Annotated in this window: 18 protein-coding genes; 4 read left to right on the top strand and 14 right to left on the bottom strand. The window is 71.7% G+C overall.

The genetic code is table 11. The features are described 5' to 3' along the window. Positions 1 to 31: 31 nt before the first annotated feature. A complete protein-coding gene (locus tag ACFWHU_RS19695; protein ID WP_385796146.1) occupies positions 32 to 1468 on the bottom strand; it encodes a PLP-dependent aminotransferase family protein in 1437 nt (478 codons plus the stop codon). Between ACFWHU_RS19695 and ACFWHU_RS19690 the strand changes: the two genes are divergently transcribed. Beyond that, positions 1467 to 2363, top strand: coding sequence for a DMT family transporter (locus ACFWHU_RS19690; RefSeq protein WP_385796143.1), 897 nt, complete (start codon positions 1467 to 1469; stop codon positions 2361 to 2363). The two genes, ACFWHU_RS19695 and ACFWHU_RS19690, sit on opposite strands and share 2 nt — an antisense overlap. Before the next feature lie 40 nt (positions 2364 to 2403). Here ACFWHU_RS19690 and ACFWHU_RS19685 read toward each other — a convergent pair whose 3' ends face one another. After that, positions 2404 to 3726: a glycoside hydrolase family 10 protein gene (locus ACFWHU_RS19685; RefSeq protein WP_387225950.1), complete on the bottom strand. Its 1323-nt coding sequence runs from the start codon at positions 3724 to 3726 to the stop codon at positions 2404 to 2406. A gap of 158 nt (positions 3727 to 3884) precedes the next feature. Here ACFWHU_RS19685 and ACFWHU_RS19680 point away from each other — a divergent pair, with 158 nt between their 5' ends. Next, positions 3885 to 4745 carry a 3-hydroxybutyryl-CoA dehydrogenase gene (locus ACFWHU_RS19680; RefSeq protein ID WP_387225948.1) on the top strand — a complete coding sequence of 287 codons (861 nt, stop codon included), beginning with the start codon at positions 3885 to 3887 and terminating at the stop codon, positions 4743 to 4745. Between the two features lie 26 nt (positions 4746 to 4771). Here the strand turns inward: ACFWHU_RS19680 and ACFWHU_RS19675 are convergent, their stop codons facing one another. The 9 genes from ACFWHU_RS19675 to infC all read right to left on the bottom strand — a co-directional run bounded on the left by ACFWHU_RS19675 (position 4772) and on the right by infC (position 14932). After that, complete coding sequence (locus tag ACFWHU_RS19675) at positions 4772 to 5311, bottom strand: NUDIX hydrolase (protein ID WP_385796136.1); 540 nt, start codon at positions 5309 to 5311, stop codon at positions 4772 to 4774. A gap of 51 nt (positions 5312 to 5362) precedes the next feature. Further along, the gene (locus ACFWHU_RS19670) at positions 5363 to 6700 is read right to left on the bottom strand and encodes a transcriptional regulator (RefSeq protein WP_385796133.1); all 1338 of its coding nucleotides are present in this window, start codon (positions 6698 to 6700) and stop codon (positions 5363 to 5365) included. A gap of 546 nt (positions 6701 to 7246) precedes the next feature. After that, entirely contained in the window at positions 7247 to 9796 is a 2550-nt protein-coding gene (pheT, locus tag ACFWHU_RS19665; protein ID WP_387225946.1) for a phenylalanine--tRNA ligase subunit beta, read from the bottom strand. Beyond that, entirely contained in the window at positions 9796 to 10932 is a 1137-nt protein-coding gene (pheS, locus tag ACFWHU_RS19660) for a phenylalanine--tRNA ligase subunit alpha (RefSeq protein WP_385796127.1), read from the bottom strand. Before pheS ends, pheT begins: the two co-directional genes overlap by 1 nt. Before the next feature lie 186 nt (positions 10933 to 11118). Continuing rightward, positions 11119 to 12345 (bottom strand): ATP-binding protein, encoded by a 1227-nt coding sequence (locus ACFWHU_RS19655; RefSeq protein ID WP_385796124.1) that lies wholly within the window; start codon positions 12343 to 12345, stop codon positions 11119 to 11121. A 95-nt stretch (positions 12346 to 12440) separates the two neighbouring features. Then, positions 12441 to 13280 carry a TrmH family RNA methyltransferase gene (locus ACFWHU_RS19650; RefSeq protein WP_385796121.1) on the bottom strand — a complete coding sequence of 280 codons (840 nt, stop codon included), beginning with the start codon at positions 13278 to 13280 and terminating at the stop codon, positions 12441 to 12443. Positions 13281 to 13438: 158 nt separating this feature from the next. Then, positions 13439 to 13825, bottom strand: a complete 387-nt coding sequence (rplT, locus tag ACFWHU_RS19645; protein ID WP_242571084.1) for a 50S ribosomal protein L20 — start codon at positions 13823 to 13825, stop codon at positions 13439 to 13441. A gap of 95 nt (positions 13826 to 13920) precedes the next feature. Further along, entirely contained in the window at positions 13921 to 14115 is a 195-nt protein-coding gene (gene rpmI, locus ACFWHU_RS19640) for a 50S ribosomal protein L35 (RefSeq protein ID WP_385796117.1), read from the bottom strand. 121 nt (positions 14116 to 14236) lie between these two features. Next, positions 14237 to 14932, bottom strand: a complete 696-nt coding sequence (gene infC, locus ACFWHU_RS19635) for a translation initiation factor IF-3 (protein ID WP_385796114.1) — start codon at positions 14930 to 14932, stop codon at positions 14237 to 14239. Between the two features lie 345 nt (positions 14933 to 15277). Between infC and ACFWHU_RS19630 the strand changes: the two genes are divergently transcribed. Beyond that, positions 15278 to 15640 (top strand): DUF1844 domain-containing protein, encoded by a 363-nt coding sequence (locus ACFWHU_RS19630; protein ID WP_385048855.1) that lies wholly within the window; start codon positions 15278 to 15280, stop codon positions 15638 to 15640. 47 nt (positions 15641 to 15687) lie between these two features. Here ACFWHU_RS19630 and ACFWHU_RS19625 read toward each other — a convergent pair whose 3' ends face one another. Beyond that, positions 15688 to 16425 (bottom strand): SseB family protein, encoded by a 738-nt coding sequence (locus ACFWHU_RS19625; protein WP_387225941.1) that lies wholly within the window; start codon positions 16423 to 16425, stop codon positions 15688 to 15690. Positions 16426 to 16581: 156 nt separating this feature from the next. On the opposite strand from ACFWHU_RS19625, the gene ACFWHU_RS19620 reads away from it, so the two are divergent. Further along, the gene (locus tag ACFWHU_RS19620; protein WP_387225939.1) at positions 16582 to 17307 is read left to right on the top strand and encodes a serine hydrolase; all 726 of its coding nucleotides are present in this window, start codon (positions 16582 to 16584) and stop codon (positions 17305 to 17307) included. On the opposite strand, the gene mycP is transcribed toward ACFWHU_RS19620, so the two are convergent. Together mycP and ACFWHU_RS19610 are read right to left on the bottom strand one after the other, a co-directional pair. Next, positions 17285 to 18526 (bottom strand): type VII secretion-associated serine protease mycosin, encoded by a 1242-nt coding sequence (gene mycP / locus ACFWHU_RS19615; protein ID WP_387225936.1) that lies wholly within the window; start codon positions 18524 to 18526, stop codon positions 17285 to 17287. The two genes, ACFWHU_RS19620 and mycP, sit on opposite strands and share 23 nt — an antisense overlap. Before the next feature lie 74 nt (positions 18527 to 18600). Continuing rightward, positions 18601 to 19440, bottom strand: coding sequence for a hypothetical protein (locus tag ACFWHU_RS19610; RefSeq protein ID WP_387225933.1), 840 nt, complete (start codon positions 19438 to 19440; stop codon positions 18601 to 18603). Positions 19441 to 19468: the final 28 nt, after the last annotated feature.

The raw sequence follows: 19468 nt of genomic DNA, 5'->3' as shown, positions 1-19468 counted from the left end.
CAGTGGTGGATGCCACGATCGGCTCATGTGGTCAGCCCAGCACCTCGTCACAGGCGGTACGCAGCCGCCGCACGCCGTCGGCGATCTCCTGCGGTCCTGCGACGGCCGCGTAGCCCAGCCGCAGATGGCCGGCGGAGGGTTCGGCGCAGAAATAGGGGCGGCCGGGGGTGACGGCGACACCCGCGCGCAGTGCGGCGGAGGTGAGGGTCTGTTCGTCGGTGCCGTCGGGCAGGCGCAGCCACAGGTGATAGCCGCCGGGCGGGATGTACGGGAGGGCCAGTTCGGGGAGGTGTTGGCGGACGGCGGTGGCCATGACGTCCCTTCGGTTCTTCAACTCCCTTGAGAGGGACCGCAGATGGCGGTTCCAGGCGGAGGATCCGACCAGTTCGAGTGCAGCTTCCTGGAGGGGGCGGGCGACGAAGAAGCAGTCGACGACATGGATGGCTCGGAGCCGTTCGAGCACCGGGCCGCGGGCGGCCAGCACCCCCACCCGGAGGCTCGGTGAGGTGGCCTTGGTGAGGGAGCAGACATGGACGACGACTCCGTCGGGGTCGTCGGCGGCGAGGGGGCCGGGCAGCGGGCCCGCGTCCTCGTGGACGAGGCGGCGCACGAAGTCGTCCTCGACGACGAAGGCCCCTGCCTCGCGGGCGATCCGCAGCACCTCGGGCCGCCGGGCGGTGGAGAGGATGGCTCCGGTGGGGTTCTGGATGAGCGGCTGACAGACGAACACCCGTGCTCCGGTGGCGCGGAAGGCGGAGGCGAGGAGCTCGGGGCGTACGCCGTCGGGGTCGACGGGGACGGGGACCGGCCGCAGTCCGGAGGCCCGTGCGATGGCGAGCATGCCGGGATAGGTGGGTGATTCGACGAGGACCGGCGCGCCGGGCGGGGCGAGCGCGCGCAGCGCGGTGGTCAGGGCGCTCTGGCCGCCGGAGGTGACGAGCACGTCGGCGGCCGTCCAGGTGTCGCCGATGCCGCGGGCGAACCACTCACGGAGTTCGGGCAGTCCGTCGGTGGGAGGGCGGCTCCAGGCGCCGGGGCGTCGGCCGGCGCGGGCCAGGGCGGCGGCCATGGCGCGCTCGGGCTGGAGGGAGGAGTGGAGATAGCCGCCGTTGAACTCGATCACCCCTGGGGCGGGCGCGGCGAGGGTCGTCAGTACGGCGGACGAGTCGACGCTGCGCGGGACGAGTTCGGTGCTGGCGTCGGCGCTGAGCGCGACCTCCTGCCAGGAGGTGTCACCGGCTCGCGGGGTGCCGGGCCGGGCCGGTGCGCGGAAGGCTCCGGCGCCGGGGCGGGTGACGACCAGCCCTTCGGCGGAGAGCTGGGCGAGCGCCCGGGAGACGGTCACCGGGGAGACCCGATGGCGTTCGACCAACTCCCTGCTGGACGGCAGCTTTCCACCAGGTGAGTAGCGGTTGAGCTCCGCTCGCAGAGATTTCGCCAACTCGGCCACACTGCTACGCTCTTGCATGACAGCACAGGATAGCGCTACTCGCCCGGCACCGGTAGCGGTCACCGGTGGCACCCTCCTCGCATCGGCGGGTGTCCTCGCCTTCTCCCTCACCTTCCCGGCGACGGTCTGGGGGCTGGAGAGTTTCGGCCCCTGGTCCCTGGTCGCGGTGCGCAGCGTGCTCGCCGCGCTGATCGCGGGCGGCTTCCTACTGGCGGTGCGCGTACCGCTCCCGGAGCGTCGGCACTGGGGCGCCGTCGCGGTGGTGGCGGCCGGTGTGGTGCTCGGCTTCCCGATGCTCACGACGCTGGCCCTCCAGACGTCGACCACGGCACACGCCGCCGTCGTGGTGGGGCTGCTGCCGCTCAGCACCGCCGCGTTCTCGGCGCTGCGTACCGGCAGGCGCCCCTCCCGTACGTTCTGGTGCGCGGCCGTCGCGGGCGCGGCCGTGGTGATCGTCTTCACCCTCCAGCAGAGCGGCGGGGCCGTCTCGACCGGTGATCTGTATCTGTTCGGCGCGCTGCTGGTCTGCGCGGCCGGCTACACGGAGGGCGGCAGGCTGGCGCGGCTGATGCCCGGCTGGCAGGTGATCGGCTGGGCGCTGGTCGCGTGTCTGCCGCTCAACCTGGTCGTCTCGGCGGTCGCCCTGTCCGTCGAGCCGGTACGGCTGACGGCTCAGGGTGTGACCGGCCTGGTGTGGGTGGCGGCGGGGTCGACGTTCTTCGGGCTCTATGTCTGGTACCGGGGCATGGCGTCGATCGGCGTCGAGCGGGCCAGCCAGCTTCAGCTCGCCCAGCCGCTGCTGACGCTGGTCTGGTCGGTGCTGCTGCTCGGTGAACACCTGGCGACGGCCGCGCCGCTGGCGGCCGTCGCCGTACTGCTGTGCATCGCGGTCACTCAGCGCGCCCGCGCGTAGGCCCGCTCCGGGCGGTCGTCACCCGGCCCGGTGTGCGGTGTCAGCCCTGGCGTGGCGGGCGTACCCGGGACTTGTAGTGGTCGGCGACCGCCCTCGCGAACGCGCCGTTCTTGTCGTTCACGCACTCCAGCGCGGAGAAGTAGCAGTGTCCCCGTACCTCCGGGTACTGCTTGGCGAAGGTCAGATGACGGGAGACCTCCGCCACGTCCTGCCACGGCGCGGGCTGGGCGGGGTCGCCCGCCTTGTAGAGGGCCTCACCGATGTAGAGGTCGACGCCTGTCCCCTTCACCACCTCGCTCCACCAGGGCACGAGCTTGGCGTAGTCGGCGGCGGCGAAGCCGATGTTCCAGTAGACCTGCGGGGTGATGTAGTCGATCCAGCCCTCCTTGACCCACTTCCTGGTGTCGGCGTACAGGTCGTCGTAGGTCTGCACGCCGGCCTTGGTGTCGGAGCCGGTCGGATCGGTGGCGATGTTGCGCCACACCCCGAACGGGCTGATGCCGAAGGCGACATGCTTCTTGATCTTCTTGATCCGCTCCGACGTCTCGCGCACCAGCCGGTCGGTGTTGTCGCGCCGCCAGGAAGCCTTGTCCGGGAAGCCCGCGCCGTACTGCGCGTACTGCGCGTCGTCGTCGAAGACCTGACCGGCGACCGGGTACGGATAGAAGTAGTCGTCCCAGTGCACGGCGTCGATGTCGTAGCGCCGTACGGCGTCGAGCATCGCGTCCTGGACGAACTTCCTGACCTCCGGGATGCCCGGGTTGTAGTACAGCTTTCCGCCGTACGGAAGGATCCACTCCGGGTGCTTGCGCGCCGGGTGGCTCGGGATCAGCCGGGAGGGGTCCGTGTGATTGGCCACGCGGTACGGGTTGAACCAGGCGTGCAGTTCGAGACCGCGCTTGTGGGCCTCCTTGACGGCCGTACCCAGCGGGTCCCAGCCCGGGTCCTTGCCCTGTACGCCGGTCAGACACTCGGCCCAGGGCTCGTACGGCGAGGGCCACAGCGCGTCGGCGGTCGGCCGCACCTGGAAGACGACGGTGTTCAGCTTCCGGTCGACCGCGGTGTCCAGGAACTTCAGCAGTTCCGCACGCTGTTCGGCCACCGGCAGTCCGGGCTTCGACGGCCAGTCGCGGTTGACGACCGTGGCGAGCCACATACCGCGCAGCTCACTGTGTGTGCTGTGCCGGCCTCCGGAACCCCCGGCGACCCCCGCACCCGCCGCCGCTCCGGTCGTTCCGGTCGCCCCGGTTGCCCCGGTCGCCCGCGCCGCTCCCGCCGCGGCGACGGCGTCGCCCGCCATCGCCAGTGACGTGAGCGCGCCCGTCGTGACCGCCACGAACCCTCTTCTACCGATTTGCCGCATTTACTGACCCCTCGTGGGTGAACTCGGACTGACGTTGCCGCACAGCATGCCCGCCCCGACCCACGGTGCACACACCTGCGCGGAGTAACGTCGAGGGCCGAAGCGGGCACCGGAATCGCACGGCGCCCCGCAGAACCGGGACCAGCGAAAGGCACGATGTGACCGACATCGAACGCGTCGGAGTGGTGGGCTGCGGCCAGATGGGCGCAGGCATCGCGGAGGTGTGCGCCCGAAGCGGCCTCGAAGTGATGGTCGCCGAGACCACCGGCGAGGCACTGGAGATAGGGCGTACCCGCCTCTACAACTCCCTCTCGAAGGCCGCCGAACGCGGCAAGATCACCGAGGAGGACCGCGACGCGACGCTCGGCAGGCTCAGTTTCACCACCGACCTCGGGGAGTTCGCCGACCGCGATCTGGTGATCGAGGCCGTCGTCGAGAACGAGCAGGTCAAGACGGAGATCTTCCAGGTCCTCGACCAGGTCGTGACGCGCACCGACGCGATCCTGTCCTCCAACACCTCCTCCATTCCGCTGGTGAAGCTGGCCGTCGCGACATCCCGTCCCGACCAGGTCATCGGCATCCACTTCTTCAACCCGGCACCGGTCCAGCAGCTCGTCGAACTGATCCCGGCGCTGACCACGTCGGACGACACGGTCAAGCGCGCCGAGGCCGTCGTCCAGAACGTGCTGGGCAAGCACGCGATCCGCGCCCAGGACCGGTCCGGTTTCGTGGTGAATGCCCTGCTCATCCCCTATCTGCTCTCGGCGATCCGGATGTTCGAGTCCGGCATCGCCAGCCGTGAGGACATCGACAACGGCATGGAGATGGGCTGCGCCCATCCGATGGGCCCGCTCAAGCTCGCCGATCTGATCGGTCTGGACACCGTGGCCTCCGTCGCCGATTCGATGTACGCCGAATACAAGGAGCCCCTGTACGCCGCTCCCCCGTTGCTCCAGCGCATGGTGGACGCGGGGCGCCTCGGCCGTAAGTCGGGCTCGGGCTTCTACCCGTACGGCTGAGCCTCAGGACCGGGCATACGTCGGCGCTACGCGCCGCCACCCAGTCGCAGGTGATGGAGCATCAGCAGTCCGGCCGCCATGTTGGCGGCCGGCACCTGGCCGCGCGCGATCATGCCGGGCACGAGCTCGAGCGGTATCCACTCCCGGCGTGAGGACTCGAAGTCGTCCTCGGGATGGCCGATGTAGGTGGCCGCGTCCGACCAGTAGAGATGGTGCCGGGAGTCGGTCAGGCCGTTGGACGGCTCGACGGTGAGCAGGTGCCGGAGGCGGCCGGGGCGCCAGCCGGTCTCCTCCTCCATCTCCCGCGCCGCCGCGGTCTCGACGGACTCGCCGTCCTCGACGACGCCCGCGGCCAGTTCCCAGCCCCAGCTGTCGGTGATGAAGCGGTGCCTCCAGAGCATCAGCACCTCGTTGGCCTCGTTGACCGCCGTCGCCACGGCCACCGGGCGGAGCCGGATGAGGAAGTGGTCCAGATGCCGGCCGTCGGGAAGTTCGACGTCCGCCAGATTCACCTGGAACCAGCGATTCTCATACACAGTCTGTTCGCTTAAGTTCGCCCACTGCACGGTTTTGCCACCTTCCGGTTGGGAGTTGGCAATATGGCAGCAGGCGCCTCCTCACAGGGGAACGCGCAGGGCCCGTGCGATGAATCCCGCCGCTTCCGTCGCCTCCGCGGAGCCGCTCTCCATCAGCCCCAGCCGCACCACACCCATCCGGTCCCTGAGCCGCAGCGACTCCATCCCCCGGGCCCGTTCGGCCATCTCCCGGGCCGTACCGGCCGCCCGGTCCGCCTCACCCTGCCGCAGCTCGATCTGGCTGAGCATCGCGAGCCGGTGCACCCGCCCCCGCTCGTGCGCCGGAGCGCCCACCGCCTCGGTGGCGTGCGTCCGCGCCGCCGTCAGATCACCGAGACCGAGCAGCGCCTCGGCCACCTGCACATTGACCAGGCCGGGCTCCACATAGCCGGTCTCCTCAGGCTCCTGGCCCGGTCTGATCCGCCCCGCCTCGGCCTCCGCCCGTCCGATGCACACCCGCGCCGCGCCCCCGTCGCCGAGCAGGGCGTACGACTTGGCCTGCATCGCGTACAGATCGGCGGCCAGCGCCGGGGTGATCGCCCGCCCCGCCGTGCGCAGCGCCGCCTCGGCGAAGGCCACCGCCTGCCGGTACTCCCCCATGAACAGCGACTGGTTGACCAGCAGCGCGATGGCGTACGCGCCGAGCCCCGTGTCCCCGCTGGCCTTCGCCAGCCGCAGCGCCTGGTGGAAGTAGCGCTGGGCGAGACCCTGCGCGTCGGAGTCGTACGCGCAGATACCGGCCACCGCGACCAGTCCGCCCGTGGCGCGGTGCAGCTGTCGGCCCATCGCGTCGCTGTAGCCGCCGCGCAGCATGGGCGCCGTCTCGGCGTTGAGGAAGCCCACGACCCTGGCGTGGGTGGCGAGACCGCCCGCTCGGCGATACATCAGCTCGTAGTGCGTCCTGGCCGTCCGCAGCAGTTCGATGTCCGCCGGGCCGACGCGGCTGTGGCCGGCGCGCGAGACGTCCGCGTCCTGCGGCGGGTTCTCCCACTCCCAGACCGGCATCACGGCGTGCGTGCCGGTCACCGCGGGCGCCGCAACGACATGGCCCCGCTGCTGCTGGTCGGAGCGCCACAGCGCGGTGGCGCGCTCCACGAACACCGACAGGGTGGCGTCGCGGCTCGGCGCCCCGGGGGCCGCGCCGAGGCCGATGTCGTCCAGGGTGAGGGTCCTCCCCAGCCGGTCGCCGAGCACCTGGCAGATCAGCTCGGGCACCGGGCCGCGCGGTCGCTGCCCCCTCAACCACCGCAGCACAGACGTGTGTTCGTACCGCAGCCCGAGTCCACGCGCCTGCCCGGCCCGGTTGACCCGGGCGGCGAACCCGGCGTGGGACATGCCCGCCTCGTCGATCAGTGAGTCCAGCAGGGTATTGGGCTGCATGTGCCCCTCCGGGGGTTGGCGCCTGTCCTTCGGATCTTGCCGGGCTCACGGTCCCTGATCCGCCTGATCCGAATGACAGGCCCTGGGCAGCCTCAGGTTAGTGGGGCATCGCACGGGGTGTGAACGTAATGCCCGGATCGGTCCGTTGTGCGCCCTGCCGCGCAGGTCGACGGGCCGGTTGACTTGGTCGTCTCGCAAGGAGCGGCCGGGCCGTCGCACTCCCCCTCGTGCGGTACGGCGGCCCACACCCTGTCGTCCGTCCCGCCCACCTGCCGGACACTCCGCGGGCGGGACGGACGACGAGGCCGCACGACCCGATGCCGGCGACGGCGAACGGGAGATTGCGAGGCGGATCTACGGCGCAGTGTTCGCCCCCCGGCCTGCGCCGTATCCGCGTTCTCCCCCTGCGCGACTCGACGCGAGCCGACGAGACCCGGCGTAAGGGCACGGCCGAGGGGCACGCCCGGACCTGAATCCGGACGTGCCCCTCGGTCGTTCAGCTTCCCGGCCGTTCAACTCTCCGGCCGTACAGCGGGTCCACGGGGCTCACCCCCCGCGCAGCACCGCCCCCGTGCGCTCGGCGGCCAGCGACACCGCCGTGTCGCGCGCGGCGGACGCCTCCTCGACGGTCAGCGTCCGGTCCGCGGCGCGGAACCGCAGCGCGTACGCCAGGGACTTCCTGCCCTCGCCGAGCTGCTCCCCGGTGAAGACGTCGAACAGCCTGATGGATTCCAGCAGTTCACCCGCGCCCTCGTGCAGCGCCCGCTCCACGTCGGCGGCCGGCACGTCCTGGCCGACGACCAGCGCCACGTCCTGTGTGGCGACGGGGAATGTCGAGATCCGCGGCGCCGTCAGCGCGCCCGTGCCCGCCCGCTCCACGAGATCCAGATCGATCTCCATGGCGCAGGTGCGCTCCGGCAGGCCGTACGCCTTGATGACACGCGGGTGCAGCTCACCCGCGTGACCGACGAGGGTCCGCTCGGCGTCCACCGTGGCGTACAGCGCCGCACAGCGGCCCGGGTGCCACGGCGCGTGCTGATCGGCCTCCACCGTCAGCTCGACGCCCGCCTCGGCGGCGACCGTACGGGCCGCCTCGACGGCGTCCGCCCAGTCGGCCGGACGGCCCTTGCCCCACCAGCCGGCCTGCTCTCGCGCACCGGCGAGTACGACGGCGGCGCGACGCGGCTGCCGGGGCAGCGCGGCGTCGAGCGTGGCGATCTCCTCGTCCGTGGGCCGCCGGTCGACGGGCAGCCTGACCGGCGCGCTCTCCTCGCCCGTGGGCCGGAAGACCAGCCCCGTCTCGAACAGCGCCAGATCGTGCGAGCCCCGGCCGTCGTTACGGCGCAGTACGCCGAAGAGACCCGGCAGCAGCGTCGTACGCATCTCGGGCTCGGTGTCGGCGAGCGGGTTGACGAGGGTGACCGTACGGCGCCGGTCGTCGTCGGCGGGCAGCCCGAGCTGGTCGAGCTGTGCCCCGCCGATGAACGGGTAGTTCAGCGCCTCGACATAGCCCGCTCCGGCCAGCGCGCGGCCGACCCTGCGGTGCAGCCGCTGCCGCCCGGTGAGCCCGCGCCCCGACGACGGCCGGGGCAGCGTGGACGGCAGGTTCTCGTAGCCCTCGAGCCGGATGACCTCTTCGGCGAGGTCGTTGATCTCGCGGAGGTCGGGACGCCAGCTCGGGACGGTGACGATCAGCTCGTCCTGTCCGACGGCGTCGCAGCCGATCTCCTGGAGACGGCGTACGACGGTCTCCCTGCCGTACCCGACACCGGCCACCTTGTCGGGGTGGTCGGCGGCCATGGTGATGGTGTGCGGTCCGGACGGCGCGACGACCTCGGTGACACCGGCCTCCGCGGATCCACCCGCGAGCAGCACCAGCAGATCGACGGTGCGCTGCGCGGCCGCGGCCGCGGCGTGCGGGTCGACGCCGCGCTCGAAGCGCCGGGACGCCTCGGACGACAGCTTGTGCCTGCGTGCGGTGCGGGCCACGGTGACCGGGTCGAAGTGCGCCGCCTCGACGACGACCTCGGTGGTGCCGCGCGCCGCGCGTTCGGCGGCGGACGAGGCCAGCGGGCTCGCCACGATCTCGCCGTCGGCGATCTCGGTGTCGGCGCCGCCCATCACACCGGCGAGACCGATCGGCCCGCGTTCGTCGGTGATGACGAGGTCGGCCGCGTCCAGGACGCGCTTGACGCCGTCGAGGGTGGTCAGCTCCTCGCCCTGCTCGGCACGCCGTACGCCGATGGTGCCGTCCACGAGCTTGCGGTCGTACGCGTGCAGCGGCTGGCCGATCTCCAGCATCACGTAGTTGGTGATGTCGACGGCCAGCGAGATGGGGCGCATCCCGGCCTTCTGGAGCCTGCGCTTCAGCCAGATCGGGGAGCGCGCCTCGGGGTCGATCCCGGTGACGGTGCGCATGGTGAAGTGGTCGCAGCCGACCGGGTCCGCGATCTCCACGCGGTGGCCGAAGGAGTTCGGCGCCGGGACGTCGATCAGCGCCGGGTCGCGCAGCGGAAGCCCGTACGAGATGGCGGTCTCGCGTGCGATGCCGCGCATCGAGAGGCAGTAGCCGCGGTCCGGCGTGACGGCGATGTCGAGGACCTCGTCGACGAGCTGGAGCAGCTCGACGGCGTCGGTGCCGACCTCGTACTCGGGCGGCAGGACGACGATGCCGCCGCTGCCGTCGTCGCCCATGCCCAGCTCGGCGCTGGAGCAGATCATGCCGTGCGAGGTCCTGCCGTACGTCTTGCGCGCGGAGATCTCGAAACCGCCGGCCAGCACGGCGCCGGGGAGGACCACGACGACCTTGTCGCCGACGGCGAAGTTCCGGGCACCGCAGATGACCTCCTGCGGCTCACCGGTCCCGTTGGCGTCGCCGACGTCGAGGGTGCAGAAGCGGATGGGCTTCTTGAACTCGGTCAGCTCCTCGACGGTGAGGACCTTGCCGACGACGAGGGGGCCCTTGAGGCCCGCGCCGACCTGCTCGACGGTCTCGACCTCGAGGCCGGCGGAGATGAGTCTGGCCTGGACGTCGCGACCGGTCTCGGTGGCCGGCAGCTCGACGTACTCGCGCAGCCAGGAAAGCGGGGCGCGCATCAGATCTCCATCCCGAACGGCCGGGTGAACCGGACGTCACCCTCGACCATGTCTCGCATGTCCTCGACGTTGTGCCGGAACATCAGCATCCGCTCGATACCGAAGCCGAAGGCGAATCCGCTGTACTTCTCCGGGTCCACACCGCAGGCGACGAGCACCTTCGGGTTGACCATGCCGCAGCCGCCGAGCTCGATCCAGCCTTCGCTGCCGCAGGTGCGGCAGGGCCGGTCCGGGTTGCCGACGGACTCGCCGCGGCACACGTAGCAGACCATGTCCATCTCGGCGGACGGCTCGGTGAAGGGGAAGAAGTTCGGCCGCAGCCGGGTCTTCATGCCCTCGCCGCCGAACAGCGCCTGGACCATGTGGTCGAGGGTGCCCTTGAGGTCGGCCATGGTGAGGCCCTCGTCGACGGCGAGCAGCTCGACCTGGTGGAAGACGGGGGTGTGCGTGGCGTCCAGTTCGTCCGTGCGGTAGACCCGTCCGGGACAGATCACGTAGACGGGCAGCTCACGGCCGAGCAGGGCGCGGGCCTGCACCGGCGAGGTGTGCGTACGCAGGACGAGGCCGGAGCCGTCGTCCGCGCCGTCCGCGCCCGCGCCGGTACCGACGAAGAAGGTGTCGTGCTCGCCGCGGGCCGGATGGTCCGGGCCCATGTTGAGCGCGTCGAAGTTGAACCACTCGGTCTCGACCTCGGGGCCCTCGGCCACCTCGTAGCCCATGGCCACGAAGATGTCCTCGATGCGCTCCGAGAGCGTGGTGAGCGGGTGCCGGGCGCCGGCGGGGGTGCGGTCGTAAGGCAGCGTGACGTCCACGGCCTCCTCGACCAGCACCCGGGTGTCCCGCTCCGCCTCCAGCTCCGTCTGCCGGGCCGCGAGCGCCTTGTTCACGGCGCCGCGGGCCTGGCCCACGCGCTTGCCCGCCTCGGCCTTGGCCTGGGGCGGCAGTGCGCCGATCTCGCGGTTGGCGAGCGACAGGGGCGAGGTACCACCGGCGTGCGCCGTCTTCGCGTGAGCGAGCGCGTCGAGGTCGCCCGCCGCGGCGAAGGCGGCGAGCGCCTCGTCCCGCATGCGCTCGATCTCTTCCGGTTTCAGCGCCTCGACCTCGACTGGGTCGTACGACTTGTTGGGTGCCGACATCTGTTCCCGTACTTCCGGTTGGCTGGGTCCTGTCCGGTCGGTATTCGCGGTCCGGTCCGCTTCGCGGGCCCGCGAAGACCGGCCGGACAGGGTCCAGGCGAAAACGACCCCGCTCGATGGCCGAGGACGCAAAGGTGCCAAGGGTCGAGTCTAAAGGCCGTACGGAGTGAAGAAGCCCGTGGGCGGTCAGGCCAGGTAGGCCGGGGCGCCGACGGGCAGGATAAATCGGAACTGGGCACCGCCGCCGGGTCCGCGGCCGACGGTGATGGTCCCGCCGTGCGCCTCGACGATGCCCTTGACGATATACAGCCCGAGACCGGTCCCACCGCGCTTGCTCCCCCGCCAGAAGCGGGTGAAGACACGGGCCATCGACTCCTCGGGGATGCCGGGGCCTTCGTCGCTCACGGTGACCGCCGTTCCTTTCGCGCCGCCGTCGGCATGGGTGTGCTCCGCGCCGGCACGCTCAGCGGGCCCGTGGTCGACATGTTTGACCTGGGCCGGTGCCACTTCAATGGTGACGGTTCCCTCGCCGTGGCGCACGGCGTTTTCCAGCAGGTTGCCGAGTATCTGGTCGATCTTGTCGGGGTCGGCCCACAGCGCGGGCAGCGGCTGCTGGATCCGTACGAGGAAACGGTCCGGGGACTGCCCGGAGGCGGTGAACGACTGGATGTGGCGCCCGACGGCGGTGCCGATGTCGACCGGCTGACGGCGTACTTCGAGACGGCCGGAGTCGATCCGGGAGATGTCGAGCAGCTCGGCGATCAGCCTGGTCACGCGGTTGGCGTCGGCGTCGACGGTCTCCAGCATGAGCCGCTTCTGGTCGTCGGTGAAGCGTTCCCACTTGGCGAGCAGTGTCGCGGTGAACCCCTTCACCGAGGTGAGCGGGGAGCGCAGCTCGTGCGCGACGGTCGCGATCAGCTCGGCGTGGCTGCGTTCGGTACGGCGACGGGCCTCGGTGCCGCGGATGCTGATGACGAGCCTGCGTACGGGCCCCTGGGGGAACGCGCGCACGTAGCGGGCGGAGACCAGGACCTCACGGCCGCCGGGCAGCAGCAGATTGCGCTCGGGCTGGCCGAAGCGGGTGCGGAGACCGCCGTACGGATCGGTGAGCGCCCACCAGCGGCGGCCCTCGAGGTCTTCGAGGGGCAGCGCGCGCTCCAGCGGGCTCCCGACGGCCTCGGCGGCGACGACGGCGGTGATCCGGGCGGCGGCGGCGTTGAAGCAGATCACGCGGCCGGTCTCGTCGGCGACGACGAGACCGTCGGGGAGGTCGTCGGGGTCGATCCCGAAGTCCTGTCCGAGGTCCTGTCCGGGGTTGTGCGTGGGGCCACCGGGGCCGTCGGGGACGGATTCGCCGGGATCGGGCCTGACGGGTCCCCGTGTGGTGGCCGACCCGCTCGCCCCGACCGTCATGCCCGCATCCCACCTCTTCCGAAGAGCACAGTGGGCCCCCGAGTTTCCGGTCACCCTACTAGCTCTCATCGCTCAAGGTGACTGCGCGGACCCCCTCAGCTCGCGGTGCGGACCCGCTGCGCCCGAGCGGAGGCGTAGAGACATACGGCCGCGGCGGTCGCCAGGTTCAGACTCTCGGCCCTGCCGTGGATCGGCACCCGTACGACGGCGTCCGCCAGCGCCCGTGTCTCGGCGGGCAGCCCCCATGCCTCGTTGCCGAAGATCCAGGCGGTCGGACCGCCCATGGTGCCCGCGTCGAGCTCGTCGTCGAGGTCGTCCTCGCCCGCCCCGTCGGCGGCCAGCACCCGCACTCCCGCCCCCCGCAGGCCCGCGACGGCCTCTTCGACGGGGACGCCGACGGCGACCGGCAGATGGAACAGCGAACCGACCGACGCCCGGACCGACTTGGGGTTGTAGAGGTCGACGGACGCGTCGGTGAGGACGACGGCGTCGGCGCCCGCCGCGTCGGCGCAGCGCAGCACGGTGCCCGCGTTGCCCGGGTCGCGTACATGGGCCAGGACGGCGACGAGTCGGGGGCGCGCCCGCAGGATGGACTCGAACGGCGAGTCCAGGAAGCGGCAGACGCCGAGCAGGCCCTGCGGGGTGACGGTCTGCGAGACGTCTGCGACGACCTCGGCGTCGGCGTAGTGCACCCGTACCCCGGCGGCGCGGGCGGCCTCCACGATGTCGGCGTACCGCTCGGCCGCCTCGACGGTGGTGAACAGCTCGACCAGCGTCGGGGCACCGTCCTCGCCCCGGTGCTCGACCGCCTCGCGCACGGCCTGCGGTCCCTCGGCGATGAACCGGCGCTCCTTGCCGCGGAAGGCCCGTCTGACGAGCCGCCGGGCGGCGACGACACGCGGGGAACGCGGAGAGATCAGCTCGGGGGTGCCCATGGGCGGCGGCTCGCTTCTCGTGCGGACGTAGGCGTGCGTGGGGTTGGCTGACGCGCGCGGTTACGTGCTCCGTGTACGGGGGTGGAACGCGCCGGACCCGCAGGCGGTGTGCCTGCGGGTCCGGCGGGAAGTGTCGCGATCCGTGATCCGGCTGGGGATCAGGCGGCGGCCTTCGGGGCGTTGACGTCGCTCGGGAGCGCCTTCTGGGCGACCTCGACGAGCGCGGCGAACGCGTTGGCGTCGTTGACCGCGAGCTCGGCCAGGATCTTGCGGTCCACCTCGACGTTGGCGGCGTTGAGACCCTGGATGAGGCGGTTGTACGTCATGCCGTTCTGGCGGGCGGCGGCGTTGATCCGCTGGATCCACAGCCGGCGGAAGTCGCCCTTGCGCTTCTTGCGGTCGTTGTAGTTGTAGACCAGGGAGTGGGTTACCTGCTCCTTGGCCTTGCGGTACAGGCGCGAACGCTGGCCGCGGTAACCCTTGGCCTGCTCGAGGATCGCCCGGCGCTTCTTGTGGGCATTCACTGCCCGCTTGACGCGTGCCACTTGTTAACTCCTTGTAGCTGGGTCACGGGCGTTGACGTGACCCGAGAACGGCGTGGTCGGTATGGCGGCTGGGCCCCGCCCGGCGGGGCTCGCGCCTACAGGCCGAGAAGCTTCTTGGCCTTCGCGGCGTCACCGGGAGCCAGCTGCACCGTGCCGGCGAGACGGCGCGTCAGGGTGGACGGCTTGTGCTCCAGGTAGTGGCGACGGCCCGCACGCTGGCGAAGGATCTTGCCGGAGCCGGTCACGCGAAAGCGCTTCTTCGCACCGCTGTGCGTCTTGTTCTTCGGCATAACGCCGTTCTCCTCATCAGTGGCACTCCCCGGCCGGTCGGAACCGGCGCCTGGGAGCGTCAGATTGCTATGTATGAAATCCGGGCGGGATTCCTGGGGCGCCTGGCCGGCGGCCCTTGGATCACGCCTCGGAGGACGATTCGGCCGGAGCCTCGGCTTCGGCGTCCGCACGGGCCTTCGTGGCGTCCGGAGACTCGTCCACATGGTCGTCGGGCGCGTGGCTCTGGCGCTCCGCCTTGCGGGCCGCCTGGGCCTCGCGGGCTTCTGCCATGGCTTCGGTCTTCTTCTTGTGCGGGCCGAGCACCATGATCATGTTTCGGCCGTCCTGCTTCGGGTTCGACTCGATGAAGCCGAGCTCCTCGACGTCCGAAGCGAGCCGCTGGAGCAGCCTGAAGCCCAGTTCCGGGCGGGACTGCTCACGACCACGGAACATGATCGTGATCTTGACCTTGTCGCCCTGCTTGAGGAACCGGACGACGTGACCCTTTTTGGTGTCGTAGTCGTGCGGGTCGATCTTCGGCCGGAGCTTCATCTCCTTGATGACCGTGTGCGCCTGGTTCTTGCGCGCCTCACGGGCCTTCATGGCCGACTCGTACTTGAACTTCCCGTAATCCATGAGCTTGCACACGGGCGGACGGGCGGTCGCCGCGACCTCGACCAGGTCCAGGTCGTACTCCTGTGCGAGCTCCAGGGCCTTCGCAAGCGGCACGATGCCGACCTGCTCGCCGCTGGGGCCGACAAGGCGGACCTCGGGAACACGAATCCGGTCGTTAATGCGGGGCTCAGCGCTGATGGATCCTCCTCGGTAGCACCACACGGCTGTCTGGCAGGCAGCCGCGTAACGTCTGTTTCGTCAGACCAACCGCGCGGAGAATCTAAAAATGCCCCGGACGGGACACAGGCGGGAGCTCCATGAATACCGGAACACCGCCGCGTCGAACCGCGGGGCGTATCGGGCGGCTCCATCGTCCGTACGGAACGATGGGGACCACCTGACCGGTGACCCGCCACCCCGAGGGGCGGCCAGGTGGGAGAACGGAGCCTCCACTTGTGGGTCGGGCACACACGTGTCCGACCGGTCGTTACACAAGGTTAGCAGCTCCGGCCCGGGTGAGCTAACCGGCTGTCCCCTCCTCCCGCGGCGGGGCATATCGTGTGCGGAATGAGCGACACGACCTCCCCCCAGGAACCAGCCGACTTCGACGCCATGACCCGCGACATCGCGGAGGTACCGGCCGTCGAGGTGATCGTCACGGTCGCCGTCAATCTGATGAGCGCCGCCGCGGTGAAGCTCGGTCTCACGGAGGACGGCGACGCCCACAAGGACCTGGACGAGGCCCGCAAGCTGGTGCACGCGCTGGCCGGGCTGATGGACGCGAGCGCGACGGAGATCAGCTCCTTCCACGCGGCTCCGCTGCGTGACGGGCTGAAGTCGCTGCAACTGGCGTTCCGCGAGGCGTCGCTGGTCCCGGACGAGCCGGGCCAGGGCCCCGGCGAGAAGTACACGGGTCCGGTCTACGGCTGATCCAGGGCCGGGATCCCGGCCGGCTCTGTCGCCGGTCCACCGCCTGTCTACGGCTGATCGCGTACGAACAGGGGCTCGCCCGGAGGTGCGGCGCCGGCCGGCAGCAGTGCCAGGTCGAGACCGCGCACCAGGCGGGCCCTCAGCACGTCGTGCGCCGCCAGCGCGCCCGCGATCCGGCGCACGGCGTCCGCCGGGGCCGCGTCCGGCAGCAGGACGAGCGCGAGGGTGCCGTCGGCCTCCCCCGGACCGAGATGGGCCCTCTGTACGGAGGGCTCGGCGGCGGCCACCTCCTTCACCGCGGTGACGACGGCCGGGTCGTCGAGCGGGTCCGTGCTGGTGCGGCCCTCGGCGAGCGCGAACAGGGCAGGTCCGGCGAGTTCGTACGGCACCGGCCCCGCCAGGTCGATGACGAGCGTGTCCGCCTTCTCGTGCGCCGCCGCGCTCAGTGCCTGGTGCAGCGGTACGGCGACGGGGCGCGCGGCGGGGTCCCAGCGGGCCAGCGAGGCGGTCGAGGTGAAGGCGGGCAGGGCACGCCGGCCGCCGGCCCGAAGCGTGGGGACGGCCATGTCGCTGTTCTTCTCACGACGCAGCCCCCGCTCGTCCTCCTCGGTCTCACCGAGCACGGCGACGACGGGGACGAGCAGCCGGGCGCCCTTGAGTGCGGCGAGGACGCGCGGCTCGGCGGCCCGATCGGCGGACCAGGCGGCGAGGGCGTCGGTAAGGACGGGGTCGGCGGTGCCGTCGTCGTCGGAGAAGCCGGAATCGGGAATGTTCTTGAGAGCCACGGGTCGAGCCTAATGGGCGGGCCGACCGCACCCGCCGGGCGCCTCTTTCGAGACCGTACGGCGATCGAGGACGCTGTCAGCCTTACGGCGATCGAGAACACGACCGGCCCGCCCCGTGGTCGGGGGCAGAATCGGCCGCGAACCGAGGGGGACACCATGGACGCTCGCAGGGAACACCTCACCGACATCGCCGGCATCGCCGCCACCGCCGACGAGAGCGTCACGTACGGCGTCGCCGTCCGCGACACCGCCACCGGCCGCACCACGGCCCACCACCGCGGCCCGACACCCGCCCACCCGTCCGCCAGCGTCGTCAAGCTCGGGATCCTCGTGGCGCTGCTCCTGCGCTGCCAGGACGCCGGCCGGGAGCCGACCGCCGAGGAGCGGGTGTCGGCCGCCCAGATGATGGAACGCAGTGACAACGACGCCGCGACCGCGCTGTGGCACGTGATCGGCGGCGCCGACGCGATGGACGCGGCCCACCGACGGCTCGGTCTGCGCGAGTCGGCCGCGGCGCCGGAATGGGGGCTCTCGCGCACCACCGCGACGGATCAACTGACGCTGCTGGCCGCCGTGTTCGGCGAAGGGGCGACGCCTCTGAGCGAGCGCTCGCGCGCCTTCGTGGTGGACCTGATGACGCATGTGGTGGCGGACCAGGCGTGGGGCGTCTCGGCGGCGGGGAGCGCGCCGGCGCTCAAGAACGGCTGGATGCCGTTGAGCGCCACGGGGCTGTGGGTGGTCAACTCGGTCGGCCGCGTCACCGCCGGGGGCCGCGACGTCCTCGTGGCCGTCCTGTCGGGCGGGCATCCTACGAAGGACGCGGGCATGGCCCTGGTCGAGAGGGCGGCGCGGGCGGCCGTCAGCGCGGTCGGCGGCCGGTGATCGGTCCGCCGCGCCAGAGCACCACCGCGCCGGCCAGCAGCAGCGCGCCGAGGCCGCCCGCGAGCGGGGCGAGCCAGGCGGCCGGCTCGGAGCCGCCCCGGGTGTTGTCGGGGCCGCGGCCGAAGTACTGCTTCGTGTAGCCGGTCGCCGCCTTCTCCGTGTCCGCCTTGGCGGTGGCGAGCTTTCCGCCCGCCTTGATCGCGGCGGCCGGATCGACGATGCCGTACCCGGTGGCGTCGTCGCGGCCGTCGTCGGGGGCGTCGCGCGCGGTGTCGGCGAGCAGCTTCTTGATCTGGGCCGGGCGGAGGTCGGGGTGGGCCGCGCGTACGAGGGCGACGGCGCCGGAGACGAACGCCGAGGCGGCGCTGGTGCCCCAGCCTTCGTAGTAGCGGCGGTCGGGATCCGCTATCACGACGTCGACGCCGGGCGCGCTGACGGTGGCGTACCAGCGGCGGGTGGAGAAGGCGGCGTGGGTGCCGTACCGGTCGACGGCCGTCACGGCGATAACGCCGGGGTACGCGGCCGGATACGAGATGCGGTCGCCCTTCTCACCGCCGTTGCCGGCCGACGCCACGACGGCGGCTCCCTTGGACAGCGCGTACTGGACGGCGGCGTCCTCGCCGGGCTCCGGGTGGGCGGACTCGCTGTCGTCGCCGAGGGAGAGGTTGATGACGTCGGCGCCGTTGTCGGCGGCCCAGCGGATGCCGTCGGAGAGTGAACCGCCGCGTGACTTACGGGCCTTGGCCCGGTCCGGGTCGGTGCCTTCGAGGATCACGCGGACCGGCAGGATCTTCGCCTCGGGGGCGATACCGAGGACACCGTCCTCCCGGCCGGGGCCGTGCCCGCGGCCCGCGATGATGCCGGCCATGGCCGTGCCGTGGCGGGCCCAGGCGCGGTCGCCGCTCTTGGCGCCGAAGCCGATGAGGTCCTTGCCGGACAGGACCTGCCCGGCGAGGTCGGGGTGCGTGGGGTCGACGCCGGTGTCCAGTACGGCGACGGTGATGCCCTCGCCCTTGGTGGTGCGCCAGGCGTCGTCGGTGTGCATCGCCTCCAGGGCCCACTGCTGGGCGCGGATGACGTCGGCGTGCGCGGGCGTCGCCGGGACGGCGAGCAGGAAGGAGGCGGCGGCGAGCGCGGCCGCGAAGGGGCGGGAGCTGGCCCGGAACAGTCGCGTCTTCCGTGCTGCCGGTGTCGGTTTCGCTGACGGTGCCGGTTTCACTGCCGGTGCCGGTTTCACTGCCGGTGCCGGTTTCACTGCCGGACTCGGTCCCGCTGCCGGTGTCGGGGGCGTCGTCATCGGGGCTTCTCCGTTGCCATGCTGACTGTCGTACGCAGACCGCGCTCCACCCGCTCCGCGATGCCCTTGGCGTCGTGGCCGAGACCGGACTGGGCGGCGGCCGTCTTCGCACCGTCGGCGGTGGCCTTGGCGGCAGGCTGCGGGGCCGGGATCCGCCGTCCGTCGGCGAAGCCGGAGACGGCGTACACGACGACGGGGGCCTCGGTGAGGACGTTCACCGTCCAGCTCGCGCGCTGTCCGTCGCCGAAGCCGGCCGCCACGGTGCCCTTCACCGGGTAGGTGCGGGGCATCAGGTCGCTGCGCTCGGTGAGCTTCTCGTCGGTGAAGCGGGTGCCCAGCGCCTCCATGGCCGACGGTTCGCCTTCAGTGAAGACGAGGCCGACGGTGGTGACGGTGCTGCTGGTGACGTCGGCGTACGTCGCCCGCAGGACCCGCTCGCAGCCGACCGGACGCAGCGTCTTGAGGAGGAGCGGGTCGAGCGCGGCCGTGCAGCCGGTGTCCGGTGACACGGCGACCCTGGTCCAGGTGCGGTCGGCGCCGCCGGGTCCCGCGCCGTCGCCCTTGAGGGTGCGCGGGAAGAAGGTGTCGACAGGGGTGCTGTGCCAGAGCGTGCGGAGCGGTGCGTAGCCGCCGCCCGACGCGGCGTCGGCGGACGAGTCTCCCGTCAGCCAACTGCCGGTGACGGCGCCGCCGATCAGACCCAGGCCGAGGACGACGCAGGCGACCGCGGCGGCGGTCCTGCCGGGCGGGCGGGCGGGTACGGGGCGCAGCCGGGTGGTCGTCTCGGCCGGGGTCTCGGGAGGTTCGGCCGACCAGCGGTGCGGCGGCGGGGCCATGAGCCGGCCGCCGGGCGGTGTCCGAGTG

This window comes from Streptomyces sp. NPDC060366, assembly GCF_042725135.1.
Lineage (GTDB): Bacteria > Actinomycetota > Actinomycetes > Streptomycetales > Streptomycetaceae > Streptomyces.
Note: the sequence above shows the minus strand (reverse complement) of the source record. Positions and strands in the feature narration are given on the sequence as shown.

Coding starts and splice junctions, on each gene's coding strand:
- ACFWHU_RS19690 (WP_385796143.1), top strand. CDS start 1,467: ATGACAGCACAGGATAGCGCTACTCGCCCGGCACCGGTAGCGGTCACC.
- ACFWHU_RS19695 (WP_385796146.1), bottom strand. CDS start 1,468: ATGCAAGAGCGTAGCAGTGTGGCCGAGTTGGCGAAATCTCTGCGAGCG.
- ACFWHU_RS19685 (WP_387225950.1), bottom strand. CDS start 3,726: ATGCGGCAAATCGGTAGAAGAGGGTTCGTGGCGGTCACGACGGGCGCG.
- ACFWHU_RS19670 (WP_385796133.1), bottom strand. CDS start 6,700: ATGCAGCCCAATACCCTGCTGGACTCACTGATCGACGAGGCGGGCATG.
- pheT (WP_387225946.1), bottom strand. CDS start 9,796: ATGCGCGCCCCGCTTTCCTGGCTGCGCGAGTACGTCGAGCTGCCGGCC.
- pheS (WP_385796127.1), bottom strand. CDS start 10,932: ATGTCGGCACCCAACAAGTCGTACGACCCAGTCGAGGTCGAGGCGCTG.
- ACFWHU_RS19655 (WP_385796124.1), bottom strand. CDS start 12,345: ATGACGGTCGGGGCGAGCGGGTCGGCCACCACACGGGGACCCGTCAGG.
- ACFWHU_RS19650 (WP_385796121.1), bottom strand. CDS start 13,280: ATGGGCACCCCCGAGCTGATCTCTCCGCGTTCCCCGCGTGTCGTCGCC.
- rpmI (WP_385796117.1), bottom strand. CDS start 14,115: ATGCCGAAGAACAAGACGCACAGCGGTGCGAAGAAGCGCTTTCGCGTG.
- ACFWHU_RS19630 (WP_385048855.1), top strand. CDS start 15,278: ATGAGCGACACGACCTCCCCCCAGGAACCAGCCGACTTCGACGCCATG.
- ACFWHU_RS19620 (WP_387225939.1), top strand. CDS start 16,582: ATGGACGCTCGCAGGGAACACCTCACCGACATCGCCGGCATCGCCGCC.
- ACFWHU_RS19610 (WP_387225933.1), bottom strand. CDS start 19,440: ATGGCCCCGCCGCCGCACCGCTGGTCGGCCGAACCTCCCGAGACCCCG.